Annotated in this window: 13 protein-coding genes, 1 pseudogene and 1 riboswitch; of the genes and pseudogenes, 10 read left to right on the top strand and 4 right to left on the bottom strand. The window is 29.7% G+C overall.

The window, feature by feature from the left end; all coding sequences use genetic code 11:
- Positions 1-263: 263 nt before the first annotated feature.
- Positions 264-364: riboswitch (glycine riboswitch) on the bottom strand.
- Positions 365-623: 259 nt separating this feature from the next.
- Positions 624-1,898 carry an MFS transporter gene (locus FGK85_RS05700; RefSeq protein ID WP_138204591.1) on the bottom strand — a complete coding sequence of 425 codons (1,275 nt, stop codon included), beginning with the start codon at positions 1,896-1,898 and terminating at the stop codon, positions 624-626.
- Positions 1,899-2,352: 454 nt separating this feature from the next.
- Here FGK85_RS05700 and FGK85_RS05695 point away from each other — a divergent pair, with 454 nt between their 5' ends.
- The 4 genes from FGK85_RS05695 to FGK85_RS05680 all read left to right on the top strand — a co-directional run bounded on the left by FGK85_RS05695 (position 2,353) and on the right by FGK85_RS05680 (position 7,155).
- Positions 2,353-3,147: a YdcF family protein gene (locus tag FGK85_RS05695; RefSeq protein ID WP_138204589.1), complete on the top strand. Its 795-nt coding sequence runs from the start codon at positions 2,353-2,355 to the stop codon at positions 3,145-3,147.
- A 24-nt stretch (positions 3,148-3,171) separates the two neighbouring features.
- Entirely contained in the window at positions 3,172-3,819 is a 648-nt protein-coding gene (locus FGK85_RS05690) for a response regulator transcription factor (protein ID WP_138204587.1), read from the top strand.
- Positions 3,820-3,845: 26 nt separating this feature from the next.
- On the top strand, positions 3,846-5,243 hold the full coding sequence (locus FGK85_RS05685) for a sensor histidine kinase (protein WP_138204585.1): 1,398 nt from the start codon (positions 3,846-3,848) through the stop codon (positions 5,241-5,243).
- Positions 5,244-5,319: 76 nt separating this feature from the next.
- Positions 5,320-7,155 (top strand): WD40 repeat domain-containing protein, encoded by a 1,836-nt coding sequence (locus FGK85_RS05680; protein ID WP_138204583.1) that lies wholly within the window; start codon positions 5,320-5,322, stop codon positions 7,153-7,155.
- A gap of 94 nt (positions 7,156-7,249) precedes the next feature.
- Here FGK85_RS05680 and FGK85_RS05675 read toward each other — a convergent pair whose 3' ends face one another.
- Entirely contained in the window at positions 7,250-7,585 is a 336-nt protein-coding gene (locus FGK85_RS05675; RefSeq protein ID WP_138204581.1) for a HesB-like protein, read from the bottom strand.
- A gap of 712 nt (positions 7,586-8,297) precedes the next feature.
- Positions 8,298-9,233 carry a 3-hydroxyacyl-CoA dehydrogenase family protein gene (locus FGK85_RS05670; protein WP_138204579.1) on the bottom strand — a complete coding sequence of 312 codons (936 nt, stop codon included), beginning with the start codon at positions 9,231-9,233 and terminating at the stop codon, positions 8,298-8,300.
- A gap of 371 nt (positions 9,234-9,604) precedes the next feature.
- Here FGK85_RS05670 and FGK85_RS05665 point away from each other — a divergent pair, with 371 nt between their 5' ends.
- The gene (locus FGK85_RS05665; protein WP_243122818.1) at positions 9,605-10,264 is read left to right on the top strand and encodes an epoxyqueuosine reductase QueH; all 660 of its coding nucleotides are present in this window, start codon (positions 9,605-9,607) and stop codon (positions 10,262-10,264) included.
- A 253-nt stretch (positions 10,265-10,517) separates the two neighbouring features.
- Here the strand turns inward: FGK85_RS05665 and FGK85_RS05660 are convergent, their stop codons facing one another.
- Positions 10,518-11,000 carry a YhcN/YlaJ family sporulation lipoprotein gene (locus FGK85_RS05660; protein WP_171011337.1) on the bottom strand — a complete coding sequence of 161 codons (483 nt, stop codon included), beginning with the start codon at positions 10,998-11,000 and terminating at the stop codon, positions 10,518-10,520.
- 246 nt (positions 11,001-11,246) lie between these two features.
- On the opposite strand from FGK85_RS05660, the gene FGK85_RS05655 reads away from it, so the two are divergent.
- The 5 genes and pseudogenes from FGK85_RS05655 to FGK85_RS05635 all read left to right on the top strand — a co-directional run.
- Positions 11,247-12,011 (top strand): DeoR/GlpR family DNA-binding transcription regulator, encoded by a 765-nt coding sequence (locus FGK85_RS05655; protein ID WP_138204575.1) that lies wholly within the window; start codon positions 11,247-11,249, stop codon positions 12,009-12,011.
- A 303-nt stretch (positions 12,012-12,314) separates the two neighbouring features.
- Positions 12,315-13,687 (top strand): annotated as a pseudogene (locus tag FGK85_RS05650) (alanine/glycine:cation symporter family protein).
- A gap of 161 nt (positions 13,688-13,848) precedes the next feature.
- Positions 13,849-15,114 carry an MFS transporter gene (locus tag FGK85_RS05645; protein WP_341472469.1) on the top strand — a complete coding sequence of 422 codons (1,266 nt, stop codon included), beginning with the start codon at positions 13,849-13,851 and terminating at the stop codon, positions 15,112-15,114.
- 164 nt (positions 15,115-15,278) lie between these two features.
- Positions 15,279-16,232, top strand: coding sequence for a sugar phosphate isomerase/epimerase family protein (locus FGK85_RS05640; protein ID WP_138204573.1), 954 nt, complete (start codon positions 15,279-15,281; stop codon positions 16,230-16,232).
- A gap of 487 nt (positions 16,233-16,719) precedes the next feature.
- Positions 16,720-17,094 (top strand): hypothetical protein (locus tag FGK85_RS05635; RefSeq protein WP_341472459.1); only part of this gene is annotated, 375 nt, incomplete at its 3' end.

The raw sequence follows: 17,094 nt of genomic DNA, 5'->3' as shown, positions 1-17,094 counted from the left end.
TTCCGAAAATAATTAAATTGTGATTTTAGAAAAATATTGGCTTAACATAAATTAAAAATGAGTATTGTAACTATAATTAAATTTTTATCCGATGACTACCTGCCGTAACACTCCCACTTCTAACAAAGTGGGAGATAACGGCAGCTACGTCCCTGGATAACGATCTCTAACCTTCAGATGGAGTAAAACCTCCATCTGAAGCTAAGAGCTCTGTTTATAAAAAAATAACAGAGGAGTATAAAGACATAGTAATCCCTTGTGCCTTTATATCCTCTGTACTTTTACCTGAGAATTTTTATGTAGAATAATATTAAACCACATTAGTTCCTTCGGTGCCTTTGAAGGTCTCTCCAGAGCTCCATCAAATAGCATTATATTTGCCTGAAAGTTTCTACATAAATTTAGGCCATTTATGTATTGCTCCTTCGGCTACCCTAAGGTATCTCATGCTATTGTCATTTGGATTATAAAAAATTATTTATATAATTTTTGTTAATTACTTATTACATTTTAAAATGTATCACTTTTTATGATTTTTTGCAATATACAAATTATTTAAAAAATTTATAAAACCTATAGATGCTATTAGCGTTTCAAATACAAGTGCTATTTTAGTTTTTTTTTTAACAATTTATAGATGAACTATTAACAATGTTTTCCATGTGTTTTTTTCTTATGTAAAAGGCAATGCTTCCAATAAGTCTAAATAAACCGGATATACATAAAGCTATATATATATTAGTATGAGATAGTACAAAATTTCCAACCATAGGAGCTATAGATAAAGTTAAATTTGTAAATGTGGCATGCAGTCCTACGTAAAGAAGCCTGTTTTCTTCGGGACAAACTTCTAATAAAGAGCTTAAAATAACTGTCAATGTACCAGAAGTAAAAAATCCAGTTATTAAACCCGTTAGAGTAAGAACATATAAGTTATATGATAATGCATAAAAAATTGGAGTTATAGCCATACCAAAGGTAGCAAACATTATTACAAAGGCATTGCCCTTCTTTTGTATAAGCTTATTCCAGTAACTATAGCAAAAGAACATAACAACATTAGAAGAAACATTTATAATAGTCAGCCATAATTCATTGGCATGGAGATATTTAATTTGATAAATGCTAAATAGGGGCCAGCCCATTTGCCATCCAAAATGGAATATTAATGAGCAAATTAGAAAACCACTAAATTTTTTATTTTTTAAAATTTTAGGTATTTGTATCTTTAAATCCCTAAAGGATTCTTCTTTCATTTGAATAGTGTTTACTTCTTTTAATTTCATAAAAGTGGAAATTTCTATAATACCTACTATGAAGGATAGTACAAATAATATTTGATAAAGCAGTATAGCTTGGTCATTATTATGAGCTACTATGTTAAATATTTCACCTAAAATAAATAGTGAAATTACATTAAAAAGAGTTGAAAATTTATTTCTCATGGATATAGCTGTAGAACGATTTTCTTCAGGAAATATATCTCCGGAGAAACTTTGTAGAGACATAACGGAAAGTGATTCTGGAAGACTCATTAAAGTAAATAAAATAATAAATATATTAGGCCTATATTTATCAGGGAAAAATGGAACGAATGCAAAACAAAAAATTATAATTCTACTTAAAAGAAAGAACTTAGACATGGTTTTTTTCTTATTCTTTGTCTTGCTTATAAGAATTATTCCAGGGAACATAAAAAAAGCGCCCACTAATCCGGGCAGGGCATTGTAAAGAGATAAATGGAAAGAGCCTCCACCAAGTCGGGTTATAAACTTGTCAGCAAAAGACTTATATAATGCAGTCATTATGGTAAAAAGTATACCATTTAAAATATAATATTTCATATTACTGCTTACTACAGTATTTTTTTTACCTTTATTATTCCATAGTATTTTCATTGAATACAACCTTTCTTTTAGAAATTTTAGAAAATTTACAACTACATATATTCTACTACTGGTTAGTCATAAAGGCAATATTGGTATCAATGGTAAATGCTCAATGAATAATTGTCAATGAGTGAGAAGTTTTTTTATTTACTTTAAAATTTAAATTCTAAATTGAAAGGATGAATTCTATGGTTAGGTTGTGGTAAAATAATACATAGATATATTTTTTACTTCTTACCTTGTATAGTGTTAAATTAAAATTTACCCGATGACTACCTGCCGTAACACTCCCACTTCTAACAAAGTGCGAGTTAACGGCAGCTACGTCCCTGGATAACGATCTCTAACCTTCAAATGGAGTTAAAACTCCATCTGAAGCTAAGAGCTCTGTTTATATGTGAAAGTTCAGTTAAGTACAATAAAAGTATATTTAAAAGTGTGTTAATTAGGGGGTGTTTGTTAAATGAATGGGAAAATGATTAAGAGTAGTAAAAAAATAAGCAATATATTAATAATTTTAGGGGGGTTATCATTAGTTTATTATGCTTTATTACTTTGCTTTAATTATAAAATAAGTTTCTCACAATTTTGGCTTTTTATTGGTATAATATTTATTATAAGTGGAATTTTGAAGAGGCGTAATGTAGAAATTCTAAAGCAATTTGTGGGTGTGAGAAAAATAGTAAAAGCTATAATTTGTTTACTTATAATTATGTTTATAATAATAGAGATTCCTATATTATATTATGGAAATAAGAATTATATAGGGGATTCGGATTATATAATAGTATTAGGAGCTGGCCTCCAGGGTAAAACCATGTCACGTACTCTTTATCAAAGGGTTGACAAAGCATGGGATTACTTAAGGGATCACCCTGAAACCAAAATAATAGTATCAGGGGGAAAGGGACCAAATGAAGAAATAAGTGAAGCAGAGGCCATGGAAAAATATTTTTTAAATAAGGGGATAGAAGGAAATAGAATAATAAAGGAGGATAAATCAAAAAATACCTATGAAAATTTACTTTTTTCCAAGGAAAAGCTTTTAAAGGAAGAAGGTAAAAGCTTGGAGGAAATTAAAAATTTAAGAATAGGGGTTGTTACAAGTAATTTTCATATTTTTAGAGCTAGAATGCTGGGAAATAGAGTTGGCATGGAACTAAAAGGAATGCCTGCTAAGGTAATGACTGTTCTTCAGCTTAATTTTTATGTTAGAGAAGCTTTAGCAGTAGTTAAGTCTATGATTTTTGACAGATAGTATATTGAATTGGAGGTAAAAATAATGAAAACTATATTAATAGTAGAAGATGAAGAACCTATAAGAGAGCTTGTAAAACTAAATTTATCTATGGTTGGATTTGATACATTGGAAGCAGAAGATGGAGAGAAAGCTTTAGAAATTATAAAAACAAAGGCTTTGGATTTGGTTGTTTTGGATATAATGATACCAAAAATAAATGGATATGAATTACTGCCTCATATAATAGAAAGAGATATACCGGTTATATTGTTAACTGCAATGGATAGCTTAAAGGATAAGGTTAAGGGTCTAAATTTAGGAGCAGATGATTATATAACTAAGCCCTTTGAAGGCATGGAGCTAATAGCTAGAATAAATGCTCTTTTTAGAAGAAGTGACAAGGAAGATAGTATTAAAAAATTTGATAATATAGAAATACATGAGGATAAAAGAAGGGTATTTAAAGATGGAGAGGAGGTAGAATTAACTCCTAAAGAATTCGAACTTTTAAAGTTATTGGTGGATAATAAGGGAATTGCTTTATCTAGGGAAAAAATATTAGAGCTAATATGGAAATATGAATATGAGGGAAACACCAGAACAGTGGATATGCACATACAGAGACTTAGACATAAATTAGACACTGACAGAATAAAGACTGTGTATAAGATAGGATATAGATTAGAGTAGTTTGACTAAAGGCGGAGGTCGTAGAGTTGAAGTTTAGATGGAAGATTTTCTTTTTATGTATAGGGATATATCTTTTTACATTAACTATTACTGGTGTTGTGGTTACGGAAAAAACTTATAATGATTTGCTCACTAAAGAAATAAATAGATGCTTAAAAGAACAAAGTAATGTATATAAAAACTCTGTTTTGTACTTAATGGTAAATCAAAAGCAGCTGGATGAAAAAGTTGATTTAGGCAGCTATAGCCAGAGGATAGTTAATATGTTTGAAGATGAAAATAGTTATATAGAAATATATAAAGATAATGGAGAAATTATAGCGCCAAAGGAAAGTGTATTTAATTTTGATAGAAGTGAAGAATTAAAATCTGCTTTAAACGGCAAGCGAAATTATATACTTAGAAGGGAAAAGGATAGACACTATATTTTCACCAACCAAAGTTTTGAAGCGGACAATAAAAAAATTATTTTAAGCTATATAAAGGACATTACAGAAATAGACAAGCAAAAAATTGGACAGTATGCTTTCTTTTTTGAAGTAGGAATAATAGGACTTATGATTATAACAGCAATAACTGGAACCATAAGCAAGATGATGATAAAGCCTATAGAAAATTTAACCGATGTAACCTATAACATTACTAAAGGGAACTATAAGGATCGAGTTAAGGTAACCAATAGGGATGAAATTGGTATATTAGCAGGAAGATTTAACACCATGGCTGATGAAATAGAAAGTAAAATAACTCAACTAGAAATAGAAAGCCAAAAGAAACAAAGATTTATAGATAATCTAGCTCACGAGTTAAGGACTCCTCTTACATCTATTATAGGTTATGCAGAATTACTAATGAAAATAAAATACGATGAACAAACTTTTCATAAGGGCCTTAATTACATATATTTTGAAGGAAGCAGAATGTTAAAATTAATAAATACACTGATGAAGATGATAATAGCTAGAGAAGATCCATTTTGTATATTTGAGCAGAATGCAATGCCTATACTAGTGGATATAGCTGAAATTATGAAAATTAAGTGCAGCGAAAAAAATATAACATTAGAGTTAGAGGGAGAAGATGTTAGATTACCACTAGATAAGGATATGATAAAAGCTGTTTTTATAAATCTAATAGATAATTCCATAAAGGCATCTAAAGAGAATTCTAAAATAATATTAGGAATAGGCAAAAAGCATGAGGAAATATATCTTTATGTAAAAGACTTTGGAAAAGGTATGGCAGAAGAGGAAATAGCAAAAGTAACAGAGCCTTTCTATAGAGTAGACAAATCACGTTCTAGAAAAGAAGGTGGAGTTGGATTGGGGCTAGCACTTAGTAGTGAAATAATAAGAAGACATAATGCTAAGTTAAAAATAGAAAGTAAGGTAAATGAAGGCACTGTAGTTAAAATAATATTCTGAAATTTACAACTGTTTTACAGCTAAGATGAATTTCAGATAAATCCACATGATATATTAGAAACACAGGAGGGATATTGTGAAAAAGAAGATTTTTAACAATAAACCTAATAAGAATGTAATTCTGCCTATAATGGGGCTAGTGCTTATAGGAATTTTTTATGGCTGTTCAACTATGGAAACAAGGGATAATAAACTATATGAAGTCTATCAAGATAAAAATCAAAATGAAATGAGAAAAATTGATGGACAAGTAATTACTAATGGCATAAGTCCCTTTAAAAAAGTTGAATTTAATAAGGGCTTTGAAAATATGGTCATTGATATTTCTTCAGATAACAAATATATTTTTTATCTTTCCCAATCTAAAGAATCAGCGGGGAATAAAAATATAATATATGGTGAAAAGTCTTCTAAATACTATTTAATGTTATATAGTGTGGAGGATAAAAATAGTACTGTTCTTAAAAGTGATATAGACCTGGTGACCTTATCAAAATGGAATAAACAAGGAAATGTAATAGCTTTTTTATCAGGAGAAAAATTATATATATATAATATAGAAAAGAAAAGTTTTATGTTTCAAGATGAGGTTAAAGTGGACCCTGTAACTTATTTTGGCTGGTCTCCAGATGGTAAAAGACTTTATACAGAGCATACTAATTTGGTTAACAATACTGTGTATTATATGGATTCTAAGGAAAAGGTGGAATCTTATAGTAGTAATGAAAGTAAGTATTATAAAGGAATGCTAGATAAAAACTATTACTATGTTACTACCAATGAAATAACTAAATCCACATTAAATAAAGTCTCCACATTTATAGTAGACGCCAAGGGGAATAATATAAAAAAAATATACAATGGCAAATTTAGAGATGCCTATAAAACATCTGCTTTGTTAATTGGAGAAAATGATTTTAGATTATATTATATAAGCAATGTAAATGATTCATACAAGCCCATGGTTATAAACAAAGGATGCATATATGATGCTAAGTTTATTTATAATGGCGATTTTGCATATACTATTAGGAATAAAGGTACAGGAGAAAATAAATTTACTTTAATTCTTGTTGATAAAAATGGCAGTGAGAGAGAGAAATATGTGGTTTCTGGTGGAAAATTTTCTATATCTCCTGATGGTAAACAGGCTAGAATTGCTGGCGAAAATAAGGAACAAATAGATTTTGAAAAAAATTCAGTACAGTTTTCTACTGGAGTTGTAGATAAACAAAAGGAAGAGGTATTTAAAGCTATAAGAGGTGCTTCAGAGGTTATAGCTGAATATATGTGTACAGGCATTCATGACATGGAAAAAACCCAAAAATATTTTGCCAATAATGAGGCATTAAATCAATATGCTTTATTTGATATGGAAAATATATATAAGGATAAAAATGACATTATTGCTACGGTTCCATCAAGAGATTATGATTTAAAGCTTCAAGCCACCAGTTATAGTGTAGTTGATAATGCCAATGCCTATGTAACGGTGCTAGGGGTTATGAGAAACTCTGGTGGAAGTATTATAAATATAGACTTAGGACTATCACTTACTTATAATGCTAAGGAAAATAAGTGGTATGTTACGGGCATAAGCACTTTTAATAATACTGATGAATATAAAAAGGTAAAAGATTTATGTATGGATTATATGGTTAAAGGAAAAGAAGGAAAGTTATTCATGGGTATATTTAAAGATAAGGAATTGAGTTTAGTTCAAATTCAATTTTGGGATATATCTAAACCAGGGTTTGCAGCTAATATAGACAAGGGTAATTACTGCAAGGTATATATGAAACTTAAAGATGAATCTAAAGATACCATATATAAGTTGATACTTCACAAGGATACACAGGGAAACTGGGAATTGACAGATTTGAAAAATGAAAGGCTTAGCTATTTATATTAATATAGTATTTGAAAAGCTGTCTAAAAAAGTAAAAAAATGCAGTAAATTATCTAAAAATTGCATTTATAGACTTTTCAGACAGCCATTTTTATGTTTAGTGTCCGCAGTTTCCACCGCAAGAAGCACAACCATTGAATTCGCCTATTTCAAAAGGTTCTATAGTAAAACTATCAAACCCATTTTCTTCAGGGCACTTTATTTCAAAACCTTTAAATTCTTCAAAAAGGTTTCCTGCTACTAGGAAAGTTAAATCACCAATTTGCTCAGATACATCGCCTATATTTTTCTCGCTTAAAGCAAGGTTAAATTGAGGACCACTACAGCCAACACCAACTAAAAATATTCTTATATTAGTATTGGTTACTTTATTATCATCTAGAAATTTTTTAAATTCTTTATAAGCAGTTTCGCTCATTTTTATAGCTGCCATTTTGCCACCTCCTAAAAGTTATAATTACTATTAATTAATAGTAATTATATTATAATCATAATACAAAATATAATAAAGTTCAATGAATATCTTTAAAAAATAATTGTGAACAGAATTTGAATTTTAAATAAAAACACATTGCATTTGTTTGAAAATAGTGATAATATATATTTAATATAAAGCTATTTAATTATATTGGGCATTTAATTTGGGGTATTAAATGAACAATATTATTTAAAAATATAAAACACCTATATTTTTGGTGACTTTATAAAAAAATATAAAATATTAAACTTTGGTTTTTATTAATTATTCAGATGGAATTAGAGGGGGCTAATTATCCTTGAGGGCTTTTGATTTCATCTGTGATTAATTTAATATAAACATTTATTTTGCAGTTGATGAATTTTTATAATGCTTGACTAAGCATTTATAAAAATTCCCCCTTTATTTAAATTATTTTATTTGATTAAGCTTTTTATAAGCTTAATTTTTTTCGTTAAAAAAGGGCTTGTGGCATTAATAAAATTATATACAGTATATTGATTTGTGAGTTTAAAATCAACACAATATATTGTATAAGTTATTTTTGGTGCGACAACCCCTTTTTTTATAAACAATATGAACTATATACCGTACTATATTATTAGCCAACTTTAGCACATAAATTTTAAAATCTATATTATTTTTTAATTTAAAATAAATTTAAGTTTTATTTTTTATCCAAATCTAAAAAGTACATCAGTAATTCTTGACGTTTTTTCTGAATACTATTTATTTCTTCATCTGTCCAGTTGTATATACCGGCACCTTTTTTTGTTCCTAATTTCCCTTCAGATACTCTGTCGTTTAAGAGTTTAGAAGGTTCTGTTTGGTTACATAAGTCCTTGAATAAGTAAGAAGCTATGTTATAGAAAATATCTAATCCGCCTAAATCAGCACTTTTTAGTGGGCCTGTTAGAGGAAGACGTCTTCCAAAACTATATTCCACAGCTTTATCTACTTCCTCAGGGTCTGCATAGCCCTGCTCTACAATGTATAAGGCTTCTCTTAAAAGAGCTAATTGAAGTCTATTGCCTATAAAGCCTGGACACTCTTTATTCATTTTAACTGGCTGCTTGCCTATGTTTTTTACCCATTGAACAGTTTTATTAACTACTTCAGCAGAAGTTTTACATCCAGGTACTACTTCAACTAAAGGTATAAGTTGAGGTGGATTCCAAAAGTGTGCTACCACAACTCTCTCAGGGTTTTTGGTTTCTTCTGCTATATCACTAGGATTTAAGCCGGAAGTACTAGAAGTTAATATTACTTCTTTAGAACATAAGGAATCTAATTGATTAAAAATATCTCTTTTTAATTCTATTTTTTCTGCTAAACACTCTACTATTAATTGAACCCCATCGCAAACTTCTTTTAATGTTTTAACTCCCTTTATTTTAGAAAAGATAATTTTGCTTTCTTCTTCTGTTATTTTATTATTTGAAACCATTATAGAAAGATCCCTTTTTATATTGGTAAAGCCCCTATCTAAGCTTTCATCAGATCTTCCATACATGTTAACTTCAAAGCCTGCTTGTGCACAAAGCTGAGCTACACCATGTCCCATGGTTCCAGTGCCGAGTACTCCAATTTTTTTAATATCCATAGAATATCCCCCTTTTATAATTTGTAAAGTGAATTATATATTAACTCAACCTCCGCATATAAATTTTAAATTTTTATTCTAAAATTGCGAAAGCTAAGTTATATAAATAATATTCTATAAAACAGTTAACTATCCTTTTATTATTATAAATGTGATAGAATTAATAGGGAGTATAATAGGTAAAGATTATATTAAATAACATTATAATAAAGAGAGTAGGTTACTATTTTACTAAACTTTTACACGTGAATTTTACACGCTACATTAAATGAACAAAAAATATAAAGATGGTTTTAATTTATAATTTGTTTTATAAATGTATAAGTTGAATGTTTTGTATATAGTTTATAGTTGAAAGGAAGTTAAAATAAATGAGTATGGAAAAGAATAATCCACAAAAGATTAAGGTGAATTATCAAAAAATATTAGAAGAAGAAATTAAAAATATCACTAGGGAAAATAAGCTGCCAAAGTTATTGATACATAGTTGTTGTGCACCTTGCAGTAGCTACGTTTTAGAATATCTTTCAAAGTATTTTAAGATAACTATATTTTATTATAATCCTAATATTCATCCAGAGAAGGAATATAGAATAAGGGTTCAGGAACAGAAGGATTTTATAGATAAATTTAAGGTTGAAAATAAAGTTGAATTTTTAGAGGGAAACTATGAAATAGATAGATTTTTCAATATGGCTAAGGGAATGGAAGATTTAGAAGAAGGGGGAGAAAGATGCTTTAAGTGCTACAGAATGAGATTAGAGGAAACAGCTAAGTTAGCTAAGGAAAGAGGATTTGACTATTTTACTACTACTCTTTCTATAAGTCCTTACAAGAATGCTGAAAAATTAAATAGTATAGGTAGAGAGTTAGAAGAAAAATACGGCATAAAGTATTTATATTCAGATTTTAAAAAGAAAAATGGATATAAAAGATCCATTGAACTTTCTAATGAATATGGGCTTTATAGGCAGGATTATTGTGGGTGTGTGTATTCGAAAGTTAAGAGTGAGGAGCGGAGAAATAACTAAGAGCTAAGAGTGAAGAATTAATAATTAATAATTAATAATTAATAATTAATAATTAAGAAATAACTAATAACTAAGAGCTAAAAGTTAAGAACTAAGAGTGAAGAACTAACTAAAAAAGAATAGCTAAAAGTTAATAATTAACTTAACCTTCGTATTTATAAAATAAAGCTTTTTTAAAAATTAATTATAAAAAGCTCCTTGAGTTTTATCCTTCGCTCTTCACTCTTAATTCTTACTTATTACTTCTTATATTTTATCTTGGAATTATTCTGTTGAGAATTTCTTGTATTTCTGTTCCTAATCCTGAAAGCGGTTTTCCACCTCTTATGTCTGAGCCTAGATTTTTTATTCTTTCAGTTAGGTCTGCGTCTACAGTTAAAGCAACAGTTTGTATTTCCTTATCTGTATTTTTAACAGTGTCTTCTACTTTTTTTCTAAGATCATCTGCTATTTTACCTTCGTAGTCCTTATTGATATCCAGTCCCACTAGGGCATTCTTATCAGAAATAACCACATAGGAACTATTTACCCCTTCTATTTTATTTACCGCATCTGCTATTTTTTGAGCTCTAGCATCTAATGTTTTATTTTCTGTGACAGTTTTTTCTTCTTGAACATTTATGTTTGCATCGCCTTTTTTCTCTTCTGCAGGTTTGTTAGCAGTTGCACAAGCGGTTAAGGATACGCACATAAGGGCTGTAATTAAAAATGTTGCTAATGAATGATTTTTTTTCATAAAAAACACCTCCATAGGGATATTATTTCCTAATTAAAAGGAATATATGTAATAAGATTCATCAATAATGTATTTAAACTTTACTTTGTATGTTAGGTTAAAGTGTGTATACATTTTAAAAGAAAAAGAGTTGAAAATTATATCAATAATAATGTGGATTTTTATGTAATTTTGTTGAAAGTAATATTTATATGATATATAATTTTATATAGTAAAATATAGAAAGGTATTAGGGGAGTGTGAATAATGTTAGCGCAGGAGAGATATGATGAAATTTTAGATATACTAAATAGGGAGGGAACTGTTAAAGTTTCAAGGCTTACAAAACTCTTTGAAGTTTCCATTGAAACTGTAAGAAGGGATTTAGAATATCTTGAAAAAGAAGGTCAATTAAAAAGGGTGTATGGAGGAGCGGTATTAAACAAAAAAGGGGATGTCCAGTTAAAATTTGAAAAAAGAGAAAAGGAGTTTTTAGAAGAAAAAAGGCAAATTGCAGAAATAGCCACTAGATTCATAGTTGAGGGACAGTCTATAGCTATGGACGCTAGCACTACAAATTTAGAAATAGCAAAGGTCTTAAAAAATAAATTTCAAAAATTGACCATATTAACTAATTCCCTAGCTATAGCCAATGAACTTATGTATATGGATAACTATACGGTTATACTTACAGGTGGAATACTAAAAGGTGATGAGTTTTCGCTAGTAGGAGAGATAGCAGAAAATTATATAGGACAGTTTAATATAGATACGGCATTTATAAGTGCCAGTGGTGTTTCATTAAAAGGCGGAATTACGGATTATATATTTGATCACCTTCAAATTCAAAAGAAATTTATTGAAGTATCCCAAAATGTAATTGTATTGGCAGATAGCAGTAAATTTGATTCTATTTCCTTATTAAAAATATGTGATTTAGAAGAAGTAAATGTGATAATTACCGATGGCAATTTAAAAGAAAGTGTACTCCAAAAATATTTAAATACAGGGATAGAAGTTGTAAATAAGTAAAAATAGTATAGTAAAAAACAATAGAGTAAAAAAACAATATAGTAAAAAACCATATAGTAATAAAAAGCAATAGAGTAACAAAAAGCAATATAGTAACAAACCATGTTAATAGAAATATCCAACAAGGATAAACTATTTAATATGGTTTTTATTTTATATATAAGTGGTAAAATATATATGATTTTTTGTGGTGTTATGATAAAATCTAGGTAATAAATCAAATGAAACAGATATAAAAACAATTAAAACAAAAATAATACACGGTTATAGTAATGTTTATTACAAAAACTTACTATTATTATAATGGAAAGGTGGAATTATATGAAGTTATTAGAGGAATTTTTTAAAAATTTTGCTGATTTAATATGGGGTAATTGGCTTATTGCAACTTTAATGGGGGTTGGACTATATTATACGGTAATGACTAAATTTATTCAGTTTAGAAAGATGCCATATATATTTAATGAAACCCTTATCAAACCTTTTTTTAAGAAAAATAAGCATAAAGGAGAAGGAACCCTTACACCATTTCAAGCTTTGTGTACAGCCTTAGCCAGCTGCGTGGGAAATGGTAATATAGTTGGAGTTGCTACGGCATTGGTAGGCGGTGGACCAGGAGCTATATTTTGGATGTGGATGGCTGCGCTTTTAGGTATGGCAACAAAGTTTGGAGAAATTGTTATTGGTATGGCATACAGGGTAAAAGCAGATGATGGAACTTACGTAGGCGGGCCTATGTACTATATTTCTAAAGGACTAAAACTTCCATGGCTGGCATCTATATATGGATTTTGCTTATTCTACAAAACTGTGGAGGTAATTTAATACAATCCAATGCAGTGGCAGGAATAGTTCAAAATCTTACAGGAATCTCTCCCTTAATAACATCTATAATTCTTGTTATAGCTGTAGGGATTGTCATAATCGGATGGGTAAAAAGACTTGGTGCTTTTGCAGAAAAGCTAGTACCATTTATGTCTAGTTTGTATATATTATGTGGAATAATAGTTATAGTTGTTAATTTTAGAAATTTACCTTCAGTATTTGCAAGTATATTTCAAAGTGCTTTTAACTTAAAAGCTGGAGTAGCTGGTGCTGTGGGATATTCTATTAGAGAAGCTATGAGATTTGGAGTAGCAAGGGGCCTTTATTCTAATGAAGCAGGAGAAGGTACTGCACCAGTACTACATGCCTCAGCTATAACAGATCATCCAGTAAGGCAAGCGCTTTACGGTGTTACAGAGGTGGCTATAGATACTATATTTATTTGTACTATTACAGCCGTGGCTATTTTAAGCACTGGAGTTATTAGTACAGGAAAGCCTGCGTCTGTATTAACTAGTATAGCTTTTGGGCAAGTTCATCCAACATTTCAATATATAGTGGGTATAAGCATGATATTGTTTGCATATTCCACAATACCGGCAGAGTGGTATTTTGGAACTATAGGTTTAACTTATTTAGTTGGAGCTAAGAAAGCGGCATCTTTTAAATACATATTTGTATGCTTTACATTCTTGGGGTGTATAAGTAGACTTCCATTGGTTTGGTACATACAGGATTGTATTTTAGGATTGCTGATTATACCTAATTTAATAGCTATTTTATGCCTAAGTCCTAAGGTGTTTAAGCTTACTGAGGAATTTTTTAATCCAAAAAACCATTATATGGAATAAAATATAAATACACAAAATAACACAACAACTCCACTTAAAACAAAATAAATACTTGCAATTCCACAAAATTTATTATATACTTAAGTTGTTCCTAAAACAGTGAAATTTAAAAAACTAAAAATCATTTATACCTTTACAAATTATTTAAGGGAGGGTTTTCATTGAGCAAAAATGATAATAAAATGAAATGGATTAAACTTATTGTATTAATTTTAGGTGGAGGAACAATATTTAAATTATCATCTTTAAAAGATGCATTTTATGTTCCAATGCAGCAGTATTTACATTTAACACATACTCAAATAGGTATGGCTATGTCTGTTTATGGAATGGTTCAAACTTTTGGTAACTTTGCTTCAATCTATATAGCAGATAGATTTTCTAAGAAAAAGCTAATACCTCTTTCCTTAATAGGAGTTGGACTTGTAGGTTTATATTTATCCACATTCCCAGGTTATTTTGGAATATTAATTATTTGGGGACTATTCTCATTATTTGCAGAGGTAATTTACTGGCCAGTTCTATTGAAGGCTGTAAGATTACTAGGAAGTGAAGATGAACAAGGAAGAATGTTTGGATTCTTAGAGGCTGGTAGAGGTGTGGTTGATACTATAGTAGCATTCTCAGCTCTTGGAGTATTCGCATTATTAGGAAAAGGTGCAGCAGCACTTAGAGGCTCAATAATATTCTATTCAGCAGTGCCAATAGTAATTGGAGTTGTTTCATACTTTATGCTTGAAGATGACGTGATAAAAGATGTAGACGAAGATGGAAATAAAATAAGTAAGAATAAAGTTGCATTGCAAGGTGTTGCAAAAGCAATAAAAACACCAGAAATATGGGTTGTATCATTATCAATATTCTCAATTTATTCAGTATACTGTGGTTTAACTTATTTTATACCATTCTTAAAAGATATATATGCAATGCCTGTAACTTTAGTAGGAGCTTACGGCATCATAAATCAATATGGATTAAAAATGGTTGGAGGTCCTGTAGGCGGATTCCTAGTGGACAAGAAGGTTAAATCTGCAACTAAATATTTAAGAGGTGCACTATTAGTGTCAGCAATAGCAATGGGCGGATTTATAATGCTTCCTCACCAAAACATGAATATATATGTAGGAATGGCATTAACACTTGGATTTGGAGCTATAATATTCTCCATGAGAGCTGTATTCTTTGCTCCAGTAGAAGAAATAAAAGTTCCAAGAGAAATAAGTGGAGCAGCTATGTCTATAGCTTGTGTACTTGGATATTCACCATCTATGTTCGCATACACCATCTACGGAAGCATGCTAGACAGAGCACCTGGAATACAAGGGTACAGACATGTATTCATGACTATGATAGGCTTCTCACTTTTAGGATTTGTAATAACTAGCATATTACTTAAAATGATAAAGAAGAAAAATGTAGCAGCATAAAACAATTAATTCACATATTTAAGTGCCACTAGGTTATTACAAAATAGAGCTTGGTGGCTCTGTTTTATAATACTTTAACTTTTGAGCATAAATTTCAAGCTTTAAATTGTTTTTTTATATTTAATATTTGTTATTTATTATTTGTATTGTCAGGAGGAAAAAACATGAAAATTGGTTTAGAAACAGAAAGTTACCATTTACATTTTCAAAACGGTGGTATGGACATATTTGATTTTATAAGAAGAACTGCAGAGCTAGGATTAGATGGAGTGCAAATAAACATAATAAAGGATAAAAATTTAGATCCTGAATGGGGAACATTAGGTTCGGATGATCCTGAACACCTAATAAAAGTTAGAGAAGAAGTAGAAAAATACGGATTATACGTTGAAATAGATGCTAGAGGAACAGAGCCTAAAAAGTTTAAGAAAATTATAGAGGCAGCCCATATACTAGGAGCAGATATAATAAGAACCTATGTAAGCTGCGGTGGAATTTTAGAAGAAGAAATGGCAAGAGCTCCTAAGGACATAGAAGAAATACTTCCACTACTTAAAAAATACAGAATTAAACTTGCTATAGAAAATCACGAATACGAAACAGCAGAGGAAATGATAGAATTAATAAAGAAAATAAACAGCCCATGGGTTGGAATTACCTGTGATATAGGAAACGGAATGATGGTGTGGGAAGAACCAATAGATACAGTTAAAAAGCTGGCACCATATACTTTTACTACTCACTTTAAGGATCATGTAATTGTAAAAGAGGATGAGGAAGATTTTAGAGTTTGCGGCATTGCTATAGGTGATGGAAACATAGACACAGATGAATGCTTTAAAATATTAGTAGAAGACACTACACTACAAAGAATAAATATAGAAATGTGTCATCCATACACTGCTACCTTCAAAAAGGAAAAAGGAGCCGGTGGAGTTTTTGAACTGGGGAAAGGTGTATTTAAAGTGGAAAATCCACCAGCACCAGTAGATATAAAGCCAAGTCAATACTATTATCCACCAGAAGAGCATTTGGAAGCCATGATGAAATATCAAGATGAAGAAGTAAGAAAGTCAGCAAAATACATGTTAGCTTTAAGGGATAAATATTGTAGATAATAGTACAGGTTAGCTTTAAGGAATAAATATTATAGATAATAATGCAGGGAATTAGGCCGTAAGAAAGTAATGATGTTGCTTTTCTTAGGGCCTTTTGTTGTGGTGGAATTTCACACTAGGGGAATTGGAGGACAAATACGGAGAGGATTAGGGGACAAATTAGCAATTAGCAATGAACAATGTATTAGGGGGGAGTTGTGTTCAGAAAAGCTTAAGCAAATAAAATAAGGAGTAAGAATTAAGTTAAAGAGTAATAACCTTAATAAATATTAACCAAATTTTATACCATATTGATTTTATCAGAAGTTTAGCACTTAAAAATTTTTGGGGCGTGAGCCCGCTGATTTATAATGAATGATTGAGGGTTAGGTTAAAAACCATAAATTCTGATTTTTGCTGGAAATTTTAGAGAAAAAATTTGCATAATAAAAGCATCCTTTTTATAATAGTTTTTACTAGAAACCAACTTAAAAAGGATGCTGATAAAATGAGTAAAAGTTATTTAAAACAATTACTTACTTATATTAATAAGGTATACGATATAGGTGAAAAAATCAATAACTTAAAAGATAAAAGAATAAAATCTGATGTAAAAATTTCAACAATTACCTTCGTGGTGTTATTTGGATTTATGCTTCAGATAAGAAGTTTCAATAGATTAGAACATTGGCTTAAAAAAGGCAAGTTTAAAAAAGTAATACCTAAAAAAACTAAAATGCCACGCATTGATGCCGTTAGGCGCTCCTTAAGTGATTTTGATTTAGATGGATTAAAAGAAATTCATAAACATATAATAAAAACCATTGTAAAAAATAAAGTATTTAGAAATGGTACTATAGATAAATTAAAAGTAGTTGCCATA

This window comes from Haloimpatiens lingqiaonensis (assembly GCF_901447495.1).
Taxonomy (GTDB): Bacteria; Bacillota; Clostridia; order Clostridiales; family Clostridiaceae; genus Haloimpatiens; species Haloimpatiens lingqiaonensis.
Note: the sequence above shows the minus strand (reverse complement) of the source record. Positions and strands in the feature narration are given on the sequence as shown.